The organism is Campylobacter sp. JH23 (assembly GCF_017846595.1).
Lineage (GTDB): Bacteria > Campylobacterota > Campylobacteria > Campylobacterales > Campylobacteraceae > Campylobacter_D > Campylobacter_D coli.
On sequence record NZ_JAEQBP010000009.1, the window covers coordinates 17,129 to 39,289 of the forward strand.

General features: G+C 29.9%; 28 protein-coding genes and 1 tRNA gene. 20 read left to right on the forward strand and 9 right to left on the reverse strand.

What is annotated here, in order from left to right; genetic code table 11:
• Genes KAR88_RS08415 through KAR88_RS08430 form a run of 4 tightly spaced genes read right to left on the reverse strand, consistent with a single transcriptional unit; the run spans window position 1 to window position 4,300 of the window.
• Entirely contained in the window at window positions 1-411 is a 411-nt protein-coding gene (locus tag KAR88_RS08415) for a biopolymer transporter ExbD (RefSeq protein ID WP_192801267.1), read from the reverse strand.
• On the reverse strand, window positions 398-1,159 hold the full coding sequence (locus KAR88_RS08420; RefSeq protein WP_002826911.1) for a MotA/TolQ/ExbB proton channel family protein: 762 nt from the start codon (window positions 1,157-1,159) through the stop codon (window positions 398-400). Before KAR88_RS08420 ends, KAR88_RS08415 begins: the two co-directional genes overlap by 14 nt.
• Before the next feature lie 12 nt (window positions 1,160-1,171).
• Entirely contained in the window at window positions 1,172-3,448 is a 2,277-nt protein-coding gene (locus KAR88_RS08425; protein WP_002788768.1) for a TonB-dependent receptor, read from the reverse strand.
• Window positions 3,449-3,457: 9 nt separating this feature from the next.
• Window positions 3,458-4,300, reverse strand: coding sequence for a ChaN family lipoprotein (locus tag KAR88_RS08430; protein ID WP_002826909.1), 843 nt, complete (start codon window positions 4,298-4,300; stop codon window positions 3,458-3,460).
• A 244-nt stretch (window positions 4,301-4,544) separates the two neighbouring features.
• Here KAR88_RS08430 and KAR88_RS08435 point away from each other — a divergent pair, with 244 nt between their 5' ends.
• The 5 genes from KAR88_RS08435 to KAR88_RS08455 are packed head-to-tail and all read left to right on the forward strand — an operon-like array spanning window position 4,545 to window position 9,421.
• Window positions 4,545-4,667: a hypothetical protein gene (locus KAR88_RS08435; RefSeq protein WP_002778566.1), complete on the forward strand. Its 123-nt coding sequence runs from the start codon at window positions 4,545-4,547 to the stop codon at window positions 4,665-4,667.
• Window positions 4,668-5,672 carry a Fe(3+) ABC transporter substrate-binding protein gene (locus KAR88_RS08440; protein WP_002778568.1) on the forward strand — a complete coding sequence of 335 codons (1,005 nt, stop codon included), beginning with the start codon at window positions 4,668-4,670 and terminating at the stop codon, window positions 5,670-5,672. It abuts the gene before it with no gap.
• Window positions 5,672-7,288: an iron ABC transporter permease gene (locus KAR88_RS08445; protein WP_002778571.1), complete on the forward strand. Its 1,617-nt coding sequence runs from the start codon at window positions 5,672-5,674 to the stop codon at window positions 7,286-7,288. Before KAR88_RS08440 ends, KAR88_RS08445 begins: the two co-directional genes overlap by 1 nt.
• On the forward strand, window positions 7,272-8,180 hold the full coding sequence (locus KAR88_RS08450; RefSeq protein ID WP_072212050.1) for an ABC transporter ATP-binding protein: 909 nt from the start codon (window positions 7,272-7,274) through the stop codon (window positions 8,178-8,180). The genes KAR88_RS08445 and KAR88_RS08450 overlap by 17 nt, the downstream gene beginning before the upstream one ends.
• A 35-nt stretch (window positions 8,181-8,215) precedes the next feature.
• On the forward strand, window positions 8,216-9,421 hold the full coding sequence (locus KAR88_RS08455) for a saccharopine dehydrogenase family protein (RefSeq protein WP_002778575.1): 1,206 nt from the start codon (window positions 8,216-8,218) through the stop codon (window positions 9,419-9,421).
• A gap of 26 nt (window positions 9,422-9,447) precedes the next feature.
• On the opposite strand, the gene sodB is transcribed toward KAR88_RS08455, so the two are convergent.
• The 4 genes from sodB to KAR88_RS08475 form a co-directional block, all read right to left on the reverse strand.
• A complete protein-coding gene (sodB, locus tag KAR88_RS08460) occupies window positions 9,448-10,110 on the reverse strand; it encodes a superoxide dismutase [Fe] (RefSeq protein WP_002778576.1) in 663 nt (220 codons plus the stop codon).
• 105 nt (window positions 10,111-10,215) lie between these two features.
• A complete protein-coding gene (locus KAR88_RS08465) occupies window positions 10,216-10,482 on the reverse strand; it encodes a hypothetical protein (RefSeq protein WP_002833342.1) in 267 nt (88 codons plus the stop codon).
• 157 nt (window positions 10,483-10,639) lie between these two features.
• Entirely contained in the window at window positions 10,640-11,047 is a 408-nt protein-coding gene (locus KAR88_RS08470) for a membrane protein (protein ID WP_002778581.1), read from the reverse strand.
• Window positions 11,048-11,207: 160 nt separating this feature from the next.
• Window positions 11,208-11,282, reverse strand: a tRNA-Glu gene (locus tag KAR88_RS08475).
• 172 nt (window positions 11,283-11,454) lie between these two features.
• Between KAR88_RS08475 and KAR88_RS08480 the strand changes: the two genes are divergently transcribed.
• The gene (locus tag KAR88_RS08480) at window positions 11,455-12,018 is read left to right on the forward strand and encodes a manganese efflux pump MntP family protein (protein WP_002778585.1); all 564 of its coding nucleotides are present in this window, start codon (window positions 11,455-11,457) and stop codon (window positions 12,016-12,018) included.
• Here KAR88_RS08480 and miaA read toward each other — a convergent pair.
• The gene (miaA, locus tag KAR88_RS08485; RefSeq protein WP_002781500.1) at window positions 12,004-12,873 is read right to left on the reverse strand and encodes a tRNA (adenosine(37)-N6)-dimethylallyltransferase MiaA; all 870 of its coding nucleotides are present in this window, start codon (window positions 12,871-12,873) and stop codon (window positions 12,004-12,006) included. The two genes, KAR88_RS08480 and miaA, sit on opposite strands and share 15 nt — an antisense overlap.
• 71 nt (window positions 12,874-12,944) lie before the next feature.
• Between miaA and mqnP the strand changes: the two genes are divergently transcribed.
• The 14 genes from mqnP to KAR88_RS08555 all read left to right on the forward strand — a co-directional run bounded on the left by mqnP (window position 12,945) and on the right by KAR88_RS08555 (window position 22,159).
• Entirely contained in the window at window positions 12,945-13,829 is an 885-nt protein-coding gene (gene mqnP, locus KAR88_RS08490) for a menaquinone biosynthesis prenyltransferase MqnP (protein WP_002778589.1), read from the forward strand.
• Window positions 13,820-14,320 carry a hypothetical protein gene (locus tag KAR88_RS08495; RefSeq protein ID WP_002778591.1) on the forward strand — a complete coding sequence of 167 codons (501 nt, stop codon included), beginning with the start codon at window positions 13,820-13,822 and terminating at the stop codon, window positions 14,318-14,320. Before mqnP ends, KAR88_RS08495 begins: the two co-directional genes overlap by 10 nt.
• On the forward strand, window positions 14,313-14,831 hold the full coding sequence (locus tag KAR88_RS08500) for a hypothetical protein (RefSeq protein ID WP_002778593.1): 519 nt from the start codon (window positions 14,313-14,315) through the stop codon (window positions 14,829-14,831). The genes KAR88_RS08495 and KAR88_RS08500 overlap by 8 nt, the downstream gene beginning before the upstream one ends.
• Window positions 14,832-14,846: 15 nt before the next feature.
• Window positions 14,847-15,809 carry a GTP 3',8-cyclase MoaA gene (moaA, locus tag KAR88_RS08505; RefSeq protein WP_002778595.1) on the forward strand — a complete coding sequence of 321 codons (963 nt, stop codon included), beginning with the start codon at window positions 14,847-14,849 and terminating at the stop codon, window positions 15,807-15,809.
• Between the two features lie 2 nt (window positions 15,810-15,811).
• Window positions 15,812-16,555 (forward strand): 7-carboxy-7-deazaguanine synthase QueE, encoded by a 744-nt coding sequence (locus tag KAR88_RS08510; RefSeq protein ID WP_002781502.1) that lies wholly within the window; start codon window positions 15,812-15,814, stop codon window positions 16,553-16,555.
• On the forward strand, window positions 16,552-17,133 hold the full coding sequence (locus tag KAR88_RS08515; RefSeq protein ID WP_002778599.1) for a 6-carboxytetrahydropterin synthase: 582 nt from the start codon (window positions 16,552-16,554) through the stop codon (window positions 17,131-17,133). The genes KAR88_RS08510 and KAR88_RS08515 overlap by 4 nt, the downstream gene beginning before the upstream one ends.
• The gene (locus tag KAR88_RS08520) at window positions 17,133-17,555 is read left to right on the forward strand and encodes a c-type cytochrome (protein WP_002778601.1); all 423 of its coding nucleotides are present in this window, start codon (window positions 17,133-17,135) and stop codon (window positions 17,553-17,555) included. The genes KAR88_RS08515 and KAR88_RS08520 overlap by 1 nt, the downstream gene beginning before the upstream one ends.
• Window positions 17,556-17,963, forward strand: a complete 408-nt coding sequence (locus KAR88_RS08525; protein ID WP_002778609.1) for a hypothetical protein — start codon at window positions 17,556-17,558, stop codon at window positions 17,961-17,963.
• Window positions 17,964-18,617, forward strand: coding sequence for a 16S rRNA (uracil(1498)-N(3))-methyltransferase (locus KAR88_RS08530; protein WP_002781505.1), 654 nt, complete (start codon window positions 17,964-17,966; stop codon window positions 18,615-18,617).
• Between the two features lie 78 nt (window positions 18,618-18,695).
• The gene (gene rpmE / locus KAR88_RS08535) at window positions 18,696-18,896 is read left to right on the forward strand and encodes a 50S ribosomal protein L31 (protein ID WP_002778612.1); all 201 of its coding nucleotides are present in this window, start codon (window positions 18,696-18,698) and stop codon (window positions 18,894-18,896) included.
• 2 nt (window positions 18,897-18,898) lie between these two features.
• Window positions 18,899-19,723, forward strand: a complete 825-nt coding sequence (rsmI, locus tag KAR88_RS08540; protein ID WP_002778615.1) for a 16S rRNA (cytidine(1402)-2'-O)-methyltransferase — start codon at window positions 18,899-18,901, stop codon at window positions 19,721-19,723.
• A gap of 12 nt (window positions 19,724-19,735) precedes the next feature.
• On the forward strand, window positions 19,736-20,419 hold the full coding sequence (gene rlmB / locus KAR88_RS08545; RefSeq protein WP_002778617.1) for a 23S rRNA (guanosine(2251)-2'-O)-methyltransferase RlmB: 684 nt from the start codon (window positions 19,736-19,738) through the stop codon (window positions 20,417-20,419).
• Window positions 20,412-21,359 (forward strand): membrane protein, encoded by a 948-nt coding sequence (locus KAR88_RS08550; RefSeq protein ID WP_002781509.1) that lies wholly within the window; start codon window positions 20,412-20,414, stop codon window positions 21,357-21,359. The genes rlmB and KAR88_RS08550 overlap by 8 nt, the downstream gene beginning before the upstream one ends.
• Window positions 21,353-22,159 (forward strand): hypothetical protein, encoded by an 807-nt coding sequence (locus KAR88_RS08555; protein ID WP_002778620.1) that lies wholly within the window; start codon window positions 21,353-21,355, stop codon window positions 22,157-22,159. Before KAR88_RS08550 ends, KAR88_RS08555 begins: the two co-directional genes overlap by 7 nt.
• Window positions 22,160-22,161 lie beyond the last annotated feature (2 nt).

Here is a 22,161-nt window from a genome sequence, read left to right on the forward strand (position 1 = left end):
TTAATCCACCTTCTTACTTGAAAGGGCTATTTTTCCATAGCCATTCTCTTTTAATTTTTGCATTACTTGCATAATATCTTCATACTTTACACTTTTATCAATATGAAAATAAATAATTTCTTCTTTATTACCTTTGGTTTTTATATCTAAAGCATTTGCAAGATTTTCTAGGCTTAATTTATCATCATTAATAGCCAAAGTATTATCGGTATTTAAATAAAGTATGATGGGATTTTTAAGCTTATCCTCTGCTTGCTGCGAACTCTTAGGCAGTTCTATCTTAATAGAACTTGTAATAAGAGGAGTAACAGCTATAAAAACGATCAATAATACAAGCATAATATCTATAAAAGGAGTTATATTGATCTCACTTAACTCCTCTTCTTTGTGAGCCATTTCAGTTTTTATCATTAAAATAACTCCTATGAAAAAGTATATAGACAAAATTTGCAAGCTCATCTAAATGGTGCATAAGTTTTAAATTTTTTCTTGTAAGATAATTATAAAAAAGCACCGCAGGGATAGCAGCTATCAAGCCAAAAGCTGTAGCAAACAAGGCTTCAGCTATACCAGGCGCAACGACTGCTAAGGAGGCATTACCAAGATTGGCTATACCTATAAATGCATTCATAATCCCCCAAACTGTTCCAAAAAGCCCTATAAAAGGTGCACTAGCGCCTATGCTTGCAAGCAAGCTCAAGCCATTTTTGCTTGCTGTGATTTGTTTTGAGATGGTATTTTGCAAGCGCAATTCTATACGCTCTTTTATATGATCATTTTTATATTCACTTTTTTCAAGCTCATCTTGAATTTCTAAAGATAAAACACCTGCAAAACCTTTTGTCTGATCTAATTCATTGAGATTTTTTAATTCTTTTATCTTGTGTATAGAGAAGTCTAAATTTTTCTCCATAAAATAAAATTGCATAAGCTTAGAAATAAAAACCGCCCATGCTAAAACAGAAAATAAAACCAATATATAAATAACACCTTTTACCACCTCATCAGCGTTTTGATAAAGACTAGAAAGAGAAAGCTCTATTTTTGGTACTTCGGCTTCTATTTTAGGAGAATCAAAAGATAAATTTGTATCTGTTACATTCACTTCAGCATTTAAATTTAACAATAAAAAACAAAATAAAAATATTTTTTTTAGCATTTATATATTTCCTTAATATTTATATTCAAAACTTACTATAAAGGTGCGACCGCGAGCAGAGTTGTTATAAATATAAATAGGATCAAATAACCCTCCAGCATTTTGGTTTTCCCCTGTGTTGTAAGAGTAAAGTGCATCCATATAGTTTTTGTCAAATAAATTTTGTACTTCTGCTTTGATTGTAAAGTTTTTCAAAATTTTATAATTTGCATAAAGATCAACAATAGTTGGTATTTTTGGCAATTCATCTGTAGTTTTAAGCGGAGCCATAGCATCAGGATTGCTTGGATCATCATCTAAGCTACCTACAGGAACTATTCTCTTTGCTTTTCCTGTGTATTTAGCAAGAGCTCCTAGAGTTAGCTTTTCTTCAAATAATCTTACACCCATATCAAGATTAGCATAATGCTCTGGAAGTTGGGCAAATTGACTTTGGCCTGATTGTGCACCCCCAAATTCTAAAGATTCTGTATCTGAAAATTTATGCTTGGATTTTTGATAAGTATAAGATAGTATAGAATAAAAAAATCCCGTATCGTATTTAAATTCAAGTTCAACCCCGTGAAATTTAGCTTTTTCATCATCATTTAATTGCATAAGAAAGATAGCATCGTCAGCTTTTTGCCAATATCTTCTATTGTAAATATAATTTTTTACCTTAGTATCATAATAAAGCATTTTAAAACCTAAAGTATCGCTATCATTTAAAATTTCATGTGTAAAAGAATTAAAACCGATTTGATAAGTATCTGCACTTTCAGCCTTTAAAAATGTGTTCATATTATGCTCAAAACTTGCATCATGGGTGAAAAAATACTCTTGGACATTTGGAATTCTATGGCTTTTAGAATAAGAAATAAAAGGATTAAAAAGCGGATGGATATCTGCTGAAAGCATCAAAGAATAATTAAAATTATTGTAATCCTTTTCTAAATTTGTCGCATTTTTTGGCTGGCAATAAGGATTAGCCATGCTACAAATTCCTTTATATCCACTTAATTGCGCATTAGTCCAATTGATATTAGAATTTAAGGTGAAAATTCCTTTTGTAAAACTCGTATCCAAATAAAGGGTTTTGATATCTTGTTTTCCTTTAGGATAAAAACTGGTTAAAATATAAGGCAAAAGCACTCTATCTTGTGGAAAATCATTACTATAATGATTGTTTAAAATATTAACCCCATAAGTAAAATACAAATTTGAATCTTGTGAAAATTCTTTATTCATGGTATTACTAAGATCAAAAGTTACCGCTCGATTTTTAGTCTTAACTCCACTCATATCGTGATAACCCCAAGTGCTGCCTTGATTATACTTTTGCTTTCCATCATTGTAAGCAAATAAAAACTTTAGATCCAAAAGATTAGAATCAGGATTTAAACGATAATCAATTTGATAGGTATCATTTGTAATCTTTCTACCCGCAAGATTGTTCTTATAAGCTCTATAGTTTAAAATCGCCTCACTAATATCGGATTTGTATTCTACTTTAAAGAGTTGACTTCTAGGCTGATTATAAAGATTATTTGGGTTTATAGGTGCTGCTAAATTATCATCTGGAATGCCATCATCATCAGTGTCAAATGGGGGTTTTTGATCGCCTATATAGCCTCCACCTCCAATTTTATAATTTTGAGAAACATTTTGCCCACTATAAGCAAATAAAATGCCTAAATTAGCATTATTTTCTAACATAGTTTTTCCTGCTATAGCACCCATAAAATTAGGTCCTATAGCATTGCTACCATAAGAGTATTTTCCCAAAAAACCAAAAACTCTTCCTTCTTGTACTATATCATCTACGCCTATAGTTCTAAAATTAGCCGAACCCATTAAAGCATTAGCTCCATTTGCCCCGCTAAAAGTTCCACGATTAACATCTAAGGCGACTAAAAAATTTTTATCTATTGGGGCTGTAAAACTTGAAGTTCCAATTTGTCCATGGAAGCTATCATCGCTTGCAGAGCCAAAAAAAGTCTGAGTTACACCATCAATTTGGGTATTTACCCTTCCAAGTCCTGTCATACCGCGAATATTTACCGAAACTCCCCCTTGTGCTTGATCTACTTGAGTATAAGCACCAGGAACACTACGCACTATAGAATCTATACTTTGAGTGTTTGAATTTAAATTATCTCTTGTGCTTGTTGCTCCGGGAGTTACAAAGGGTTTTTCATCGTTTTTGATTTTTGAGCCTGAAATTTCAAGACTATCAAATTCTAATTCTTCGGAAAAAGCAAAATTAGCAAAACATAAACCCATAACACAAAATAAACTTAATTTTTTCATTATTCTCCTTTAATAATAAATAAAAGTATAATCACTGTCTTTTAAATCTCTTTCTCCATAGTTTAAATTCACCACGACTATTTTTTTATCACTTTTAAAATCTTGTATATGTAAAGGAATTCCTATTTTCTTGCTTGTATGATAGCTCCCAGCTAACAATAAAACCTTGTTTGTATGATGAACCAATACATCAGCCATTCGCCTGTCTTTAAATTGTTGAATTTCTACTAATTTATCTAGTAATTCTTTATTTTCTTGAGGATTTAGCTTATGACTTAAAGATATAATGTCAAAAATTTGTTTTTTTACTTCATTTGTGGTTGAAACATAGCCCTTTAAAGGCTGAACTCCATTATAAATACTTGTAATTTCTGAGCGTGAAAGATTTGCGCCTAATATTTTTGCTCTTGAATAAAAAACTGCATTAACAAACTGATCATAATCTTTCCATTTCCAGCCCTTATCCCAATTTAACGCATTAGTAAGTTCATTGGTTTTAATGGTTTTTTTATTTTTAAAAGCTTTATCTAAGTGATTTTGCTCTGTGCTTGCTAGCATTTCTAAAGCTACATCAAAACTTATATTTTGAGAACTTAAATTTCCTTCTAAGGCATTAAAAATCATAACTTGGCTTATCTTGTGCTTTGCTTCATCGTGTTTTTCGCCAAGCAGTATCACATCTGCTTTTAATAATTCTACAATCATATCTTCAAAAGAAATCTTTTTTTGAGTATGAGTATCAAGTATATAAAAATCTTTGTTTTCTTGAAGTGGAGATGGTTTTTGCAAAACAGCACAAGCACTTAACATAAAGCTTATAAATAATGTGCTTAACATGGTATAAAATTTCATTATTATTTCTACTTTCTTTGTGGTTTATTTTTGATATTGAATATTAATATTTTATATATAAAAATACTCTTAAATATTTATATTAAATTTAATTATTTATAATTAATATCAAAATTAATTATAATAAAATGAAAATACTTATCATTAGAAAAATCATTAAGTTACTTTATATTTACTTTTTAATATTAATATCCTTTATCAAAAATTAGTCTAATTTTAATCACAAAAAAAAAGGGGAGAAATAATGAAAAAATTAGTTTTATTTTTATTTTGCTTAGGTTTTGCATTTGCGTGCTCTGAACACTCTAATGCTGATTTTAAAGATCATGATAAAACTAAATATAATTCTCAATATAAGGACAAATAAATGAAAAAAATCTTTTCTTTATGTTTATTAGGTTTTTCTTTACTAGGTGCTGCAGAACTTAACATTTACTCGGCAAGACATTATGATGCTGATTTTCAGATTATAAAAAAATTTGAGGAAAAAACAGGCATTAAAGTTAATCATACTCAAGCTAAAGCTTCAGAACTCATCAAAAGACTTTCGCTTGAAGGAAGCAATTCGCCTGCTGATATTTTTATAACAGCCGATATATCCAATCTTACAGAAGCAAAAAATTCTGGACTTTTAAGCCCTGTTAAATCAAAATATTTAGAAGATACTATACCCGCTCATTTAAGAGATAAAGATGGGGAATGGTTTGCGATTACAAAAAGAGCAAGAATTATTGCTTACAATAAAAATGCAAACACTGACATTAGCAAAATGAAAAACTATGAAGATTTGGCTAAGCCTGAATTTAAAGGACAAATCGTTATGAGAAGTGCTACAGCTCCTTATAGCAAAACTCTTTTAGCTTCTATTATAGCTAATGATGGAGATGAAAACGCTAAAGTATGGGCTAAGGGTGTGCTTGACAATCTTGCAACCAAACCAAAGGGTGGAGATAGGGATCAAGCCAGACAAGTTTTTGCAGGTGAGGCTAAATTTGCTGTTATGAATACTTATTATATAGGGCTTTTAAAAAATTCTAAAAATCCAAAAGATGTAGAAGTTGGAAATTCCTTAGGTATTATTTTTCCAAATCAAGACAATAGAGGAACTCATATAAATATCAGCGGTATTGCTATGACAAAATCAAGCAAAAATCAAGAAGCAGCTAAGAAGTTTATGGAATTTATGCTAACTCCAGAAATTCAAAAAATTCTCACTGATAGCAATTATGAATTTCCTATAAGAAACGATGTAGAATTAAGCCAAACGGTAAAAGATTTTGGAACTTTTAAAGAAGATCAAATACCTGTGAGTCAAATAGCAGAAAAGGTTAAAGAGGCTGTTAAAATTTATGATCAAGTCGGTTTTAGATAATGCTTAAAACCCTAAAGTATTACAAGATAGGGGCAATTTTACTTGCCCTTTTTCTTACTCTACCTATTTTTGGCATCTTTGCTGAGCTTTTTTATATTCTTTTTCAAAATTTCAATACAAGCAATTTGGCTGAAATTTCATCCATTAAAGAAAATTTGAGTCATTTTTTTGATTATTTGTTTTTAAAATTCATCAAAGATACTTTGATAGTTAGTATAGGGGTGTTATTACTAAGCTTGATTTTAGGTGTAAGTAGTGCTTATTTGATGGCAAATTATAATTTTTACTTTTGTAGGATTTTAGAAAAATTACTCATTTTACCCTTGGCAATACCTGCTTATATTTTAGCTTTTGTATATGTTGGAATTATGGATTTTCAAGGATTTTTTCACGAAAATTTTGGCTTTAGGATAGATTTTTTCAATCATTATGGTGTTATTTTTGTTTTGGCCATTTCTTTATATCCTTATATTTATTTATTTGCTAAAACAGCTTTTAAAAGTGAAGCTAAAGAGGCTTATGAAGTAGCTAAAATCATGAAATATTCTGAATTTAGAATTTTTACACGCGTGGCACTTTTGAGCGCAAGACCTGCCATTTTTTCTGGAGCTTTATTGGTTTTAATGGAAACTTTGAGTGATTATGGTGCAAGTGCTTATTTGGGAGTGGATACTTTTTCGGCTGGAATTTTTAAACTCTGGTATGATTTGAATGATTCTTATTCATCTAGTATTTTGTCAGGAATTTTGATGATTTTTGTTTTTTTAATCATGTATATAGATTATTATTATAAAAACAAGCATCATTATAGTTTTAATCAAAATTTAACTCTTTTTATCAAAAAAAGGAAATTAAGTCATATAAAGCAAATTTTAGCCTGTTTTTATTGTTTTATCATCGCTTTATTAGGATTTATCTTGCCTTTTATATGGCTTGTTTATTGGGGGCTAAAAGATTTTAAACTTTTTGAAGCAGAATTTTATATCATTAGTTTTCAAACCATTATATTGGCTTTCATCACAGCTTTGATTACGACTTTACTGGCTTATTTTTTAATGTTTAGCTCAAGAATCATAAAAAATAACTTTTTCAGCCTATGTATTCTTAAGCTAAGTTCTTTGGGTTATTCTATACCTGCGGCTGCCTTAGGAATTAGCATGATTGTCCTTTTCGTGTTTTTAGATAAAATTTTTCATCTTAATTTATTAGGCACTTCATTGATTATTTTAGTTTTTGCTTATATTATTCGTTTTCTAGCGAGTGCAATTTATTCTTTAGAAGGGGGTTATAATAAAATCCATCTTAACACCGATGAAGCAAGTTTAAATTTAAGGCCGAGTTATTTGATTTTATTTTTTAAAATTCATACTCCTTTAATGAAACATTTTTTATTTTTGGCTTTTATCATTGTTTTTATCGATACCATAAAAGAGCTTCCTTTGAGTAGAATTTTAGCTCCTTTTGGTTTTGAAACTCTAAGTGTAAAAGCTTTTTGGTTTGCAAGTGATGAGAGAATTTATGATGCTGCTTTGCCTTCGCTGCTCATTGTTTTACTTTCTTTAATAGTTGTTATTTGGATGGATAAAATCACAAGGAAAGATGATGTTAGAAATTAAAAACCTATCAAAAAATTTTGGCAAAATACAAGCTTTAAAAAATATCAATCTTCATGTTAAAGAAGGAGAATTTTTAAGCATTTTAGGAGGGAGCGGAAGTGGTAAAAGTACACTTTTAAGAATCATCGCCCAACTAGAACAAGCGAGCTCTTGTGAATTTTTAAAATGCAAGGGCGAAGTGGCGATGATGTTTCAAAACTATGCTTTATTTCCCCATTTAAATGTTGAAAAAAATATACTTTTTGCACTCTATGATAAAAAAGATAAAAAACAAATTTTAGAGGATTTGTTAAAAACCTTTGAAATTGAAAATTTAAGATATAAGAAAATTGATGAAATTTCGGGCGGACAAGCGCAAAGAGTGGCTTTTGCTAGAGCAGTAGCAAGAGGCTGTAAACTTTTGCTTTTAGATGAACCTTTTTCTAATTTAGATCAGAATTTAAAACAAGACTTAAGAAGAGAGCTAAAAAAACTCATACAAAAACAAAAAATTACAGCCATTATGGTAACTCACGATATCGAGGATGCTTATTGTATGTCTGATAAAATCGCCTTTCTTGATAAAGGAGAAATTCTAGCTCATGCAGATCCTAAAGAGCTTTATTTTAAGCCTAATCATAAAAGTGCTAGAATTTTACCTGATTTAAATATCATAGAAGAAGAGCTTGATTTAGAAGATGAATTTTTTCAGTGGATTGCTTCAAAAAATTATACTTTTGGCTATGCAGAACTTAAAATAGGAAATCGTTTTGAAGCTACAATTTTGCAAAAAGAATTTTTAGGAGCTTTTTATAGACTCAAAGTAAGATATAAAAATATAGATTTTTTTATGTTGCTCAGCTCAAATTACACGCTAAAAGAAAAAATAAATTTTGATATTATCAATTTTTAGCTAAAATTCCTAAAATTTCTTTAAGGACACGACCAATGAAAAATCTTTTAATTATAGGCGCAGGCGGGGTAAGTCGCGTAGCTACCGTAAAATGCGCAATGAATTCAGATACCTTTAGTAAAATCACTCTAGCAAGTAGAACCAAAAGCAAATGCGATGAAATTGCTAGTTTTATCAAAGAGCGTCTAGGAGTAGAAATTCAAACCGCACAAATTGATGCAGATGATAGCGATGCGGTTGTAGAGCTTATTAAAAAAACAGGGGCGCAAATTTTGCTTAATGTAGCTTTGCCTTATCAGGATTTAAGCTTGATGGATGCTTGCATAAAAGCAGGAATTGATTATGTTGATACAGCAAACTATGAGCATCCAGATCTAGCTAAATTTGAGTATAAAGAACAATGGGCAAGAAATGATAAATTTAAAGAAGCAGGAATTTTAGGACTTTTAGGAAGTGGGTTTGATCCTGGCGTTACAAATGTTTTTTGTGCTTATGCGCAGCAAAATTTATTTGATGAAATTTCTTATATAGATATTTTAGATTGTAACGCAGGCGATCATGGCTATGCTTTTGCGACTAATTTTAATCCCGAAATCAATCTTAGAGAAGTTTCTGCTAAGGGACGCTACTGGGAAAAAGGCGAGTGGATAGAAACACAACCGATGGAAATAAAAATGGAATGGGATTATCCTGAAGTAGGCGTAAAAGATAGTTACTTACTTTATCACGAAGAGCTTGAAAGCTTGGTAAAAAATATCAAGGGCTTGAAGAGAATTCGCTTTTTTATGACTTTTGGACAAAGTTATTTAACTCATATGAAATGCCTTGAAAATGTTGGAATGCTAGGTATAAAACCTGTGATGCATCAAGGTAAAGAAATCATTCCTATAGAATTTTTAAAAACCCTACTTCCTGATCCTGCAAGTTTAGGTCCTCGCACAAAAGGTTATACCAATATAGGTTGTGTAATCCGTGGTATAAAAGATGGCAAAGACAGACAAGTTTATATTTATAATGTTTGCAATCACGAAGAATGTTATAAAGAAACCGGCGCACAAGCGGTAAGCTACACTACAGGAGTTCCTGCGATGATAGGTACAAAACTAATCGCTAAAGGAATTTGGCAAGGAAAAGGTGTGTTTAATATGGAAGAATTTGACGCAAAACCTTTTATGGATGAGCTTAATTCTCAAGGACTTCCATGGAAGATTATCGAAATGACTCCAAGTTTAGGAGAGTAAAAAGGCATCTTTTAAGATGCCTTGTATTATTTTACAGGATGAAGTTCGTTTGCGTAAAAGCTAACTGATCCCATACCTTCTTTTAAAGCCCATTCATAAGCTTTTGCTACAAATTCCCAGTTAATATGAGCATAGAATTTTTCTAAATACGCAGGACGCGCATTACGATGATCTACATAATAAGCATGCTCCCAAACATCCACAACAAGTAAAGGAACTTTATCTTCAGTGATAGGTGTAGCTGCATTTGAAGTACCCACAAATTCTAATTTTTGATTTTTAGTATTATAAACTAACCAAAACCAACCTGAACCAAAAACCCCTGTCGCACCTTTGATAAATTCAGCTTTGAAATTCTCTAAAGAACCAAATTCTTTTTCTAAAGCTGCTTGTAAATTAGCATCCATACTTTGGCATGAGCCACCACAGCCACAGCCTGTGATCGGTTTAATGCAATCAAAATAAAAATCATGATTATAAACTTGAGCAGCATTGTTAAATACTCCACCACTTGAACTTTTAATAATGCTTACAAGATCTTTACTTGCAAATTCAGTATCTTTGATAAGATTATTAAGATTTGTTACATAAGTATTGTGGTGTTTTCCATGATGATAACTAAAAGTTTCAGCACTTAAAAAATCACCAAAAGCATTGGTATCATAAGGTAATTTTCTTAATTCAAACATAATTTCTCCTTTAATTTAGTAGTTTGACAAAATATTGTAGCATAAAAATTATATAAAAAGACTAAGAAAGTCTTTAATTATTTCTTTAAATTTCCAAGACATTTTTTAAGAGAAAAAATTAAGAATTTTATGAAAATTATCTTTTTTAATACCTACAAAAACAAGATAAATATCTACAAGCTTCCAAATGCTAGCAACAACAAACATTAAAGCAAAAATGGCAAAATAATCTATAAAAATCGAATGGCTCTCATCTAACAATGCTATAAAAGCAGCAAAAGTAGCAAATAAAGGTATTATAAAAAAAGCTAATTTAATACAAGCTAACAAGATATCGCCCTTATAAAATCTATCAACCCCAAATAATCCCACAGTTATACTTAATACAAGGCCAACCAAAGGATTTTTAAGAGAGATAGCATAAAGAGCACTTAGATCTTTTTGGCTTTTTTTAATTCTTCCTCTAAGATAAATAGCCTTTCTTCGGGAATCTTATCTTTAAATATGAGCAATATCGTTTTATCTTGCTTCATTGTAAAACTTCAAAAATTTTTTTAAGATTATTTTGACAAATATCTTTCCATACCAAAAAATAATCCAAAATCACCCAAACACTTAGTATGAAAAATAAATTTATAAAAATCAGCATAGTGCTTTCATCATTTTTATCTTCTGCTATTATTAAACCTATAGAAACAAGTATTGCTGATATGATTTTAAGTATACCTAAAATTATATTGCCATTATAAATTCTATCTAAACCAGGAAGCAAAAAAGCAAATAAAAGTCCATATAGGGGATTTTTCAGTTTGGTAAATAAAAGCTTTTCTTTTTGTTCTTCGCTTGCTTTTTCTAAACTTTCCTTAAGAAAAATTAAAGAATCCTTTGGAATTTTATCTTTAAAATATAACAAGAAAAAATTGGTATCATGGCTCATTTGTTTATTAATCCTCATCATTCTAATAAAACAAAAAATTCTACAAATAAAATTCTTATAAGTTTATAAATCCATTTTTATGAAAAACAATAAAAATATTAAGCAAAAATCCTAAAGAACATCTATGATTGATTTCGGAAATATTAAAAAAGGATTTAAGTGGTGACCCATACGAGACTCGAACTCGTGTTACCGCCGTGAAAGGGCGATGTCCTAACCGCTAGACGAATGGGCCACTTTTAAAAGGAGTAAAAATAAAAACGAAGTTGAATTATATATTTTTTATTCTTAAAGTTTAATTAAATATAATCCACTGCTATAAATTTTTAATCATAATTTCATTAAAAAAATTAATTAAGAAATTTTTATTATAATTCTCAACTTTTACATCTTTCATAGGAGTTGTCATGGATTTTTATAGTCTTATTCTTTTATCCTGTGCACTAGCGATGGATGCTTTTGCTGTATCTTTATGTAAGGGATTTAGTGTTAAAAAATTGAATTTAAAACACTATATTATTACAGGAGTTTATTTTGGTGGTTTTCAAGCTTTAATGCCAGCTATTGGATATGCTATAGGCATCACTTTTGCATCTTTTATTGCAAGTATTGATCATTGGATAGCCTTTGTTTTACTTTCTTTAATTGGGCTAAAAATGATTAAAGAATCTTTTGAGAATGAAAATTGCGACACCAATTCAAATCAATTTGGATTTAAAATCATGTTTGCCTTAGCTGTAGCTACAAGTGTTGATGCCTTAGCTATAGGAGTTAGCTTTGCCTTTTTAGATGTTGATTTGTTTTTGGCATTATTTTTAATAGGCTCTATTACTTTTATCTTATGTGCTATTGCTTTAGAATTAGGCAATAAATTTGGCACTCGCTTTAGAAACAAAGCTGAATTTTTAGGGGGAGCTGTTTTGATAATCTTAGGGATAAAAATTTTAGTTGAGCATTTATTCTTTAGCTAAAAATTTATTTCTAAGTAACTCTAGGGCTTTAGAAAATTCCAAAGGAGTGCTTTGGAATTTTTTATTAAAAGTTCTTTGACGCTTGGCAAGCTGTGATGTATGTATACTAATCAAACTTTCAAGCTCTTTTAAAGAAATTTGATTTTCTAAATACTCTTTGCATTCCTTAAGCCCTATAGAATTTAATGCTTTAAGATTGTTATCAAAATTTGAAAAAAGCATTCTTGCTTCTTCTATAAGCCCATTATCAATCATTTCTTTTGTTCTTGCTTCTATGCGTTTTCTTAGAATTTCTCTATCCCATACAAGCTCATAAATTTCAATATCCTTAAGCACCCCATCTTTTTGTGTCTTTTTTAAAAAATCACTAGGAATTTCATTTGTACTTTCATAAATACTTAGCCATTTTTTAAGACGATAAGTATCATTTTTTTCTATTTTATAAGCCGGATCAATTTTTAATAAAAGAGCATAAATTTCATCATTACTTAAAGTGCTAGTCGTATCTTGAATTTTTTGACTTAAACCATCTATCATCGTTTTTAGATAAAAACCCGTTCCACCTACTATAATCAAAGGCAAATCATTTATAAGAGCAAATTCTTTTGCTTTTTGGTATTCTCTTATAAATAATTCTACATTAAAATGCTCATCAACACTTAATAAATTTACTCCAAAATAGTTTAAATTTGCAAGCTCATCTTTAGATGGCTTGGCATTGGCTATATTGATTTCTTTATAAACACAAAGACTATCAAGGCTTAAAACCACTGCATTAAATTCTTTAGCTAAGGCATTTGCTATATAAGTCTTTCCACTGGCAGTGGTTCCTATAAGTGCGATTTGAAAAAACATGTGATAATTTATCCTAAAATTTATGAAAATTTTAGTAAAATCATAGCAAAAAATATTTTAAAGTGAAAAACATGAACACAATTTGGAATAAATTTAAAGATATTTTGGAACTTGTGGTATTTAAGCATTCTATTTTTGCCTTGCCCTTTTTATTTTCATCTATGATAGTGGCTTCAAAACTCGTTAATGATAGCGCTTGGTTTGGTTTTAAGGCTTTGATTTTGGGTATTATTTGTGCTGTAAGTGCAAGAAATTTTGCTATGGCGACCAATCGTTTAATGGATGAAGATATCGATAAAGACAATCCTCGCTGTGCAAATCGCCCTAATGTCAGTGGAAAAATAGGACGCAAAAGCGTTTGGATTTTTATTATCCTTAATGCGATTATTTTTATATTGTGTTCTTATTTTATCAATACTTTGGCTTTTTATCTTTCTTTTCCTGTGCTTTTTGTATTGGCAATTTATTCTGCTTTTAAACGCTTTAGTTCTTTAGCGCATTTAGTTTTAGGATTTTGTTTAGGACTTGCACCTATTGCAGGCAGTGTGATAGTCATGGGTGAAATTCACATTTATAGTGTGATTTTATGCTTAGGGGTAACTTTTTGGACGGCTGGATTTGATTTGCTTTACTCTTTACAAGATATGGAGTATGATAAAAAAGTAGGACTTCATTCTATCCCTGCTAAATTTGGCTCTAAGGCGACTTTATTTATCTCGGCTTTTTGCCATGTATTAGCAGTATTATTTTGGCTACTTTTTGTTTGGCAGGTTTGGGGAGTAGCGCTTGGAAATATTGCATTATTTGGAGTGATTATCAGCGGTATTATTTTGGCTTTTGAACATAAAATTGTACATAAAAATTTTGCTCACATTGATAAAGCGTTTTTTACTTTAAATGGATATTTAAGTATAATATTTTTTATTTTTATTTGGGTTGATTTAGTATGGAAATAAGTCTTTTTAAGGCAGGATTTGAAGCTTCTTTAGAGTGTTGTGATATTGAAAATAACCATTTTTTACAAGAATATCTAAAATTAGGTGCCATTTCTCAACTTTCAAAATGGAAAAAACTCGCCTTGCGTGTGGATTTTGATGAGGGCGAGAAAATCATTTTCGATTTACTTTTGAGCTTAAAAGAAGATATTTTAAGACTTGAGGATTCTTTGGATAAAAATAAAGATCTTTTAGTACTCAAACAAAAAGGCGTGGTTGAATCTTTAAATTTTGAATATTTAAATTTTTTAGATGAGATTTTAGAAGAAGGAAAAGAGTATTACATAAGATTTGATCTTAATAATCAAAAAATGGCCATTTTTGCTAAAGCTCAAAATAAAAAATTAGCTCAAATTATCAAAATAAAACCCGAAGATAGAATAGCTTTTGATGCTTTCGTGGTTCAATTGCAAAGAGATATGATAAGAAATAAAAAGGACAAAAATGAGTAATGATGTGCTTTATTTAGTTTTTATGATCGTACTTTTGGTTGCAATATTAGCTTATATGAATATCAAAGATAAAGAAAGTAGTGCAAAAATAAACAAACTCCAAGGCGTGGTTGAAGATATTACAAAAGAACTTCATTATTTACGCAAAGAATTAGGCGTAAAAGATGAGGGCGATCAAGAGGAAGAGGACTATAAAATTACTCTATTGAAAGAAGAAATTCAAATCACGCTTGAAAAACAAATCAGTGCAAAAATTACCCCCGTTTTAAGAACTTTAAAAACCATGGAGCATATTATAGAAGATTTTCAAAATGAGCAACAAAATCGTATTTTAAATTTGGAACAAAAAGCACAAAGTATGACAAAATTAACACCAAATTATGATACCGAAGAGCAAAAAATTGTGGATTTATTTAAAGAGGGAAAAAGTATAGAGCAAATTGCAAAAGATTTGCGTATAGGCACTGGAAATGTTGAGCTTGTTTTAAAATTTAAACAACTTATCAAATAATCACTAGGAGAGGCAATGCTTATTGATCAGTTTGGCAGAAAGATTAATTATCTTAGAATATCAGTAACCCAAAGATGTAATTTTCGTTGTCTTTATTGTATGCCAAAAATTCCTTTTAATCATCAACCTAAAGAAAATTTACTGAGCTTTGAAGAGCTTTTTTTGTTTGTTAAAGTGGCTATTGATGAAGGGATCGAAAAAATTCGTATCACTGGAGGAGAGCCTTTACTGCGTAAAGATTTAAGTGTGTTTATAAAAATGATAAATGATTATAAAAAAGATCTTGATTTAGCCATTACAACGAATGGTTTTTTATTAAAAGATTTTGCTAAAGATCTTAAAGATGCTGGACTGAAGCGTTTAAATATCTCTCTTGATACCCTAGAAAGCAAAAAAGCAAAAATTCTCGCGCAAAAAGATGTTTTAGATAGTGTCTTAGCGGGGATTGATGAGGCCTTAAGCGTAGGTTTAAAAGTCAAGCTAAACACTGTTGTGTTAAAGGGTTTAAATGATGATGAGTTGATACCTCTTTTGGAATTTGCAAAATCTAAAAACATTCAAATTCGCTTTATTGAATTTATGGAAAATATACATGCTTATGGAAAATTACAAGGTCTAAAAAGAGATGAAATCATACAAATTCTAAGTCAAAAATATCAAGTAAAACTCATTAAAAAAGCTGAAAAAGCTCCTGTGAGTATTTATAGTGCGGATGGTTATGAATTTGGGATTATAGATCCACATAGCCATGAATTTTGTGATTCTTGCAACCGCATTCGCTTAAGCGCTGAAGGTTTACTTATACCTTGTCTTTATTTTGATGAGGCTTTAAGCATTAAAGAAGCAGTGAGAAAAGGTGATATTAACGCTGCTGCAAACATTTTACAAGAAGTATTACGCAATAAACCTGAAAAAAATAGATGGAGTGTGGTAGATAACGAAACTTCATCTCGCGCTTTTTATCAAACCGGAGGTTAAATTTGCAACTTGTTGAAAGTTTTTTAAGTATACAAGGAGAAGGCAAATATAGCGGAAAACTAGCCATTTTTATGCGTTTTGCAGGATGTAATTTTAATTGCTCAGGCTTTGGGGTAAAGCTTATTAAAAATGGAAAAACTCTTAAAGGTTGCGATACTATAAGGGCAGTTTTTACTAAAGAATTTAATGAAGAATATGAAATTTTAAATGCAAGTGAACTTTTTAAACGCGTGCTTGATTTAAAAAAAGATTTTAATCCTATTGTGGTGATTACTGGAGGAGAACCCTTAATCCATCATGAAAATCCAGAATTTATCGATTTTATCCAAGCTTTATTGAAAAATAATTTTGAAGTGCATTTTGAAAGCAATGGAAGCATAGAGCTTGATTTTGAAAAATATCCTTTTTATAAAGAATGTGTTTTTGCTCTAAGTGTCAAGCTTCAAAATAGCGGGATGGGTAAAGAAAAAAGATTAAATTTCAATGCCCTTAAAGGCTTTAAGCATTATGCTAAAGATAGCTTTTACAAATTTGTTTTAAATTCCAGTCAATTAGAAAGTTTGTCACTAGAAATTTTAGAAATTTTAGAAAAAGCGCCTAATGAAATTTTTTGTATGCCTATGGGAGAAAATGAGCAAAATTTAAAACAAAATGCTTTAAAAATAGCCGAGTTTTGTATTAAAAATGGTTATAATTATTCTGATAGAATCCATATTCGTCTTTGGAATGATAAAGAGGGTGTATGATTATAAGAAAATTATTTGAATTTGAAAATGCTCATATTGTTAGATTTTGTTCTTCAAGTCGTTGTAAAAGTAGTATTCATGGACATTCTTACAAGGTTGAGGTTTTACTTGAAAGCAAGTATTTAGATAATGCGGGAATGGTTTATGACTTTGGGCTTTTAAAAACCCATATGCGTCAAATTATTGACAGCTTTGATCATGCTATTACACTTTTTAATCAAGATGATGAATCTTATTTAAATGAAATGAAAAAATACTCGCAGCGCTGGATAAGCTTGCCTGTTAATGTCAGTGCTGAAAATTTTTGCCGTGTATTTTTTATTTTAATCGATGCTTTATTAAAACAAACCAAGATGATAAATGGCGAACAAGGTGTAAATTTGCAAAGCATTATAGTACATGAAACAAGAACAGGCTATGCACAAGGGTTTAAAGAAGATGCTTATAGTCCTACTATGCCAAAAATCACACTTGAAGATATAGAATTTTCACCTGCTATAAAAGCAGAATGGAATGATATAGAATTTTATGATAAGTTGAAAAATTTACACATTTTTACAAATCCTAAGGAGGTTTAATGGGTAAAAACTTAAGTATTTTAATAAGCTTATTTGCAGTTTTATTTTTAAACGCTTGTAGTGATGATAAAGAATTTAATCACAAAAACCAAAATACTACCGAAGAAATAGTACAAATTGAACAAAATGATGAAAAAACCGAATTTAGCGATACGAATTTGCCCTTACCGGTTGATGATGAGGCCAGTATCAGCGAAGACTATGATGTAAATCCAAGTGTTATTAATTCTTTATATAAACAAAAATGCGCTACTTGTCATGGAGAAAAAGGAGAAGTTAAAACCAAAAAAGGTATTGCAATTAAAAATTTAAGCAGTGAAAAATTTATTCAAAGACTTCAAAATTTAAAAGATGAAGCTCATAATTTCTTAACCCAAGAACAAAGAGAAAATTTAGCAAAATATATCAGCAAGGAGAAATAAATGGATAAAAGTTATGAATTTTTTTTAGCTCTACATCTTTATAGTCTTTATGCTAGTGGATTTTTAATGTTTTTTTATCTTGTCTTGACTCAAGGAAATTTTAAAACCGAATTTATATTTATCCGCAGAATCCGTTTGTTTTTACCTATATACTATGTTTTTTTAGCCTTGATGCTTTTTACAGGTTCTTTGCTTTTAGCGATTAAACAATTTCAAACACATTTAAATCTTTGGCTCATGATTTTTTCTTGGATTTTTATTTTTGCTTTAGCTATTTTTCATTTTATACAATTTAAAAAAGCTCGTAGATTAAGACGCTATATAACTTTTAGACGCATTAGTTTTATGATTTTATTTTGTGAACTTGTCCTTTTAATCTTACCTTTTTTAACAGGTAAATATTTATAAATGCAATTTTTATACCACAAGCAAGCAGGGGAAGAAATTTTAAAACTTAAGGGCGAAGAATTTGCTCACTTGAAAGCAAGAAGAATTAAAGAAAATGAAATTTTATCTTTAAGAAATTTAGAGGATGATTTTATTTATGAATATAAAATTTCAAATTTAGATCGTAATTCTTGTTTGCTTTATTTTTTACATAAGCATTTTAAGTCTCATCCACAAAGCGAACTTGATTTAGCCTTGGCGGTTATTGATACTAAAATTTTGGAAAAAACACTTCCTTTTTTAAATGAACTTGGAGTTAAAAAATTACACCTTGTTTTTACTGAATTTTCTCAAAGAAATTTTAAACTTGATTTTGAGAGATTAGAAAAAATCATCATTTCATCTTGTGAGCAGTGCGGAAGAAGTCACAAAATGCAAATTCAAAGCTATAAAAATATACAAGAATTTAGCAAGGTTTTTCCTGATGCTGTTTTGGTTGATTTTGAAGGTGAGGTAAAGGAATTTGATAAAACTCGACTTTATTTTATAGGTCCAGAGGGTGGATTTAGCCCCAAAGAAAAACAAATGTTTAAAGAAAAAATTTGCCTTAAAGTTCCTAATATTTTGAGAAGTCAAAGTGCTGCCATTGCAGTGGCTGCAAAAATATTGCTTTAATTTTACTTAAATTAATGTTTTTTTTATATTAAATTTAATATAATCACCGCTTATTGTTTTAATTTTAAGGAAAAAGCTATGAAAAAAGAAATTCATCCAGAATATGTAGAATGCAAAGTTAGCTGCGCTTGTGGCAATACTTTTGTTACTAAATCAAACAAAAGTGAGTTAAGAGTTGATATTTGTTCAAGCTGCCATCCTTTCTTCACAGGTAGCGAAAAAATCGTAGATGCAGCAGGTCGTGTAGAGAAATTTAAGAAAAAATACGCAATGCAATAATTATGCTTTATTTTATTCCTACACCCATAGGAAATTTAAGCGATATTTCTTTTCGTGCTTTAGAGCTTTTAAAGACTTGCGATATTTTTTTTTGTGAAGATACAAGGGTAAGCAAGTCTTTACTTTCTTTACTTTCTTCTAAATTTGAAATCGATTTTGGAGATAAAAAATTTATATCTTTTCACACCCACAATGAAAAAAAAGTTTTAGAAAATTTAGACTTGGAATTTTTTAATCAAGACATTGCTTTTTTGAGTGATGCGGGTATGCCAGGGATTAGTGATCCTGGGCAATTTTTAATTGATTTTGCTTTAGAAAATGATATCCAATTTGAAGTTTTACCCGGTGCTAATGCAGCTTTGGTGGCACTTGTAAGCTCGGCTTTGTGCGAAAAAGAATTTATTTTTATGGGTTTTTTAGCCAATAAAGGCAAAGAACGCCAAAAAGATATCCAAAAAATACTCAATCATCCTTATCCTAGTGTTATTTACGAATCTCCTAAACGCATTTTGTCTTTAATAGAACAAATAGCTATTTTAGATAGTCAAAGAGAAGTTTTTGTGATTAAAGAAATTTCTAAAAAATTTGAAGCCAAATTTAAAGGCAAGGCTATAGATCTTTTTAATGAATTAAAACAGGTAAATTTAAAGGGTGAGTGGGTTGTTGTGTTGGCTAAAAATGATAAAGATAACATTAGTCATTCCTTGTGTGAAAATGATATTTTAGAACTTGAAATACCTTTAAAAACAAAAAGCAAGCTTTTGGCAAAGATGAATGGAAAAAATCCAAAAGAAATTTATCAAAAACTGCTTTTAAGTCAAAGTTAGGTAAAATTTAGAATGATAGTTTATGGAAAACAGATATTTTTTTATATTTTAGAACGACATAAAGAGCTTATAAATGAGCTTTATTTAGCTAAAGAGTGCGACAAAGAAACTTTTAAAAAAATTGCTAGTTCAGGCTTTAAGATCAAAAAACTTGATTTTAAAACAGCCCAAGCTTATGCTAAAGGTGGAAATCATCAAGGTTTTTTACTAGATATTAAAGAGTATGAATTTAAAGATTTGCACACTCTTAAAAAGGGTGAATTTATAGCTATTCTTTATGGTATCAGTGATGTTGGAAATATAGGAGCTATCGTAAGAACAGCTTATGCTTTAGGAGTGGATGGACTTATTTTTATCGGCGAAAGACTCGCGATGGAAGGCGTTATCCGCACGAGCAGTGGAGCGGCGCTAGATCTTGAAATTGCTTTAAATAATGATATTTTTACCGTTTTAAATGAGCTTAAACAAGTAGGATTTAAGCTTTTTGCTAGTGCAAGTGGAGGTAAACAAATTCATCATTATAAAGTCGATAAGGGTAAAAAAGCTTTGATTTTAGGAAGTGAAGGTTTGGGATTAAGTGCTAAAATAATAAAAAAATGCGATGAATGTGTAGGCATAGAAATGAAAAATAATTTCGACAGCCTTAATGTCAGTGTAGCTTTTGCAATACTTTGTGATAGGATGATAAATGCTTAATTGGAAAAAAATTGAAGATTTAAATTTAAAAGAAGTTGCTGCTAGAACAAAAATCGAATTGGAATTTTTAGAAGCTTTAGTTAAAAAGGATTTTGCCACCTTAAATCGTTTTAATGTCCGTGGTTTCGTAAAAATTTTAAGTCGTGAATACGAACTTGATTTTACGGATTTTAATGAAGAATTTGAAACCTATCTCAATGAAAATAATCTTAACGATACAACCACCAAGCCTAAGATGATAACCCCTAAATTAGATGCTTATAGCCAAAAGTCAACTAGTTTTGTATCTTTTATAATTATAGTTATAATTATAGCACTTATAGGTTTTGGGATTTATTATTTTGATTATATTAAATCTTTTTTTCAAAAGGATCAAAACAACTCAAGTGCGGCCGTTGTAGATATTATCGGAAAAGCACAATCTAATCTAAAAGCTTTAGAAAATAATGTAGTTGTGATTGACAATCAAGCTGAAGAAAATGAAACAGAAGCCAATTTAACTCAAATACAAAATACAGAACTTAACAATACAAAAGAAGAAATAAAACAAATTTCTACCACACCAAATAATACAAATGCCAATGAAGAAAATTTAAGCACAAATGATTCTTTAGCAACAACAAATCAAGAAGTTGCAGAAGTCTCAAAAGCTCTCAATAAAGAAGCTCATTTTAAAGCTTCGGGTAAAATTTGGATAGGTTTGATTGATTTATCAAATTATAGAAAAACTAGTCTTGTAAAAGAAAATGATTTTAATCTTTCTTTAGAAGTAAATCGTTTGGTTTTAACAGGAGCTGCGGCTTTAAGTGTTTTTGATGAAAATGGAAAAGAACAAAAATTTCCTGCAGGAAATTCAAAGCGCTTTTTGATTAAAGATGGAAAAATTACAAGTATTTCGGCGGCTGAATTTATGAAGTTAAATAAAGGTAAAGAATGGTAAAAAAAATCTTTATTTTTTTATTTTTAGCTAATTCTGTTTTTGCTGTTTCTAGTTTAGAGCTAGTGAAAAATTTAGTTGCTAATCCTTCTAAAGATTCTCAATTGCGTCTTTTGTTTCCTAGCTCCAGCTATATGGATAATAAAGGCAATCCAGACATAGCTAAAATTTCAAGAATTTTAAAAACCAATTCTTTAATCAACCTAACTCTACCAGAGCCTCGAACTTTAAAGCTTAATTTTAAAGCTAAAGCAGATTCTGTTGTATTTTTTAAGATTTTAACTGACGCACTTACAAATCTTGGATATATATATTTTATTCCTACGGATATGATTTTACGCGATGGCAATATAGACTATACCATACAAGTAGAATCTCAATACATTTTAGATCCAGGTGCCTTATACGCTCTTTTAAAAGATAATTCAGTTTATATAGACAATATCAAGCGCATAGGTACTTATGACTATGAGTATGATTTAAATTTTGAAAATGCTCAGCTTAATACTAATATTGATTTAAAACTTAATTCCACACAAGCTTTAGAAAGACCGCTTAAAGATTATGTATTTACTCTTCAAGGGGCTTCAAATTTGATGATTGATGCTCATGATGCTGATTTTTGGTTTCCTAAAGTGTTATTTTTAGATAAAAATTTAAATCTTATTAAAGCAGTCAAGAGTCAAGCTCAAAATAATCATTTTTCAGAGCTTATTCCAAGCGGTGCAGTTTATGCAATTGTAAGTGATATGTATAGTTTAGACAATATCCGAAGAGGTTTAAAAATCACCCTAAAAAAATAAAA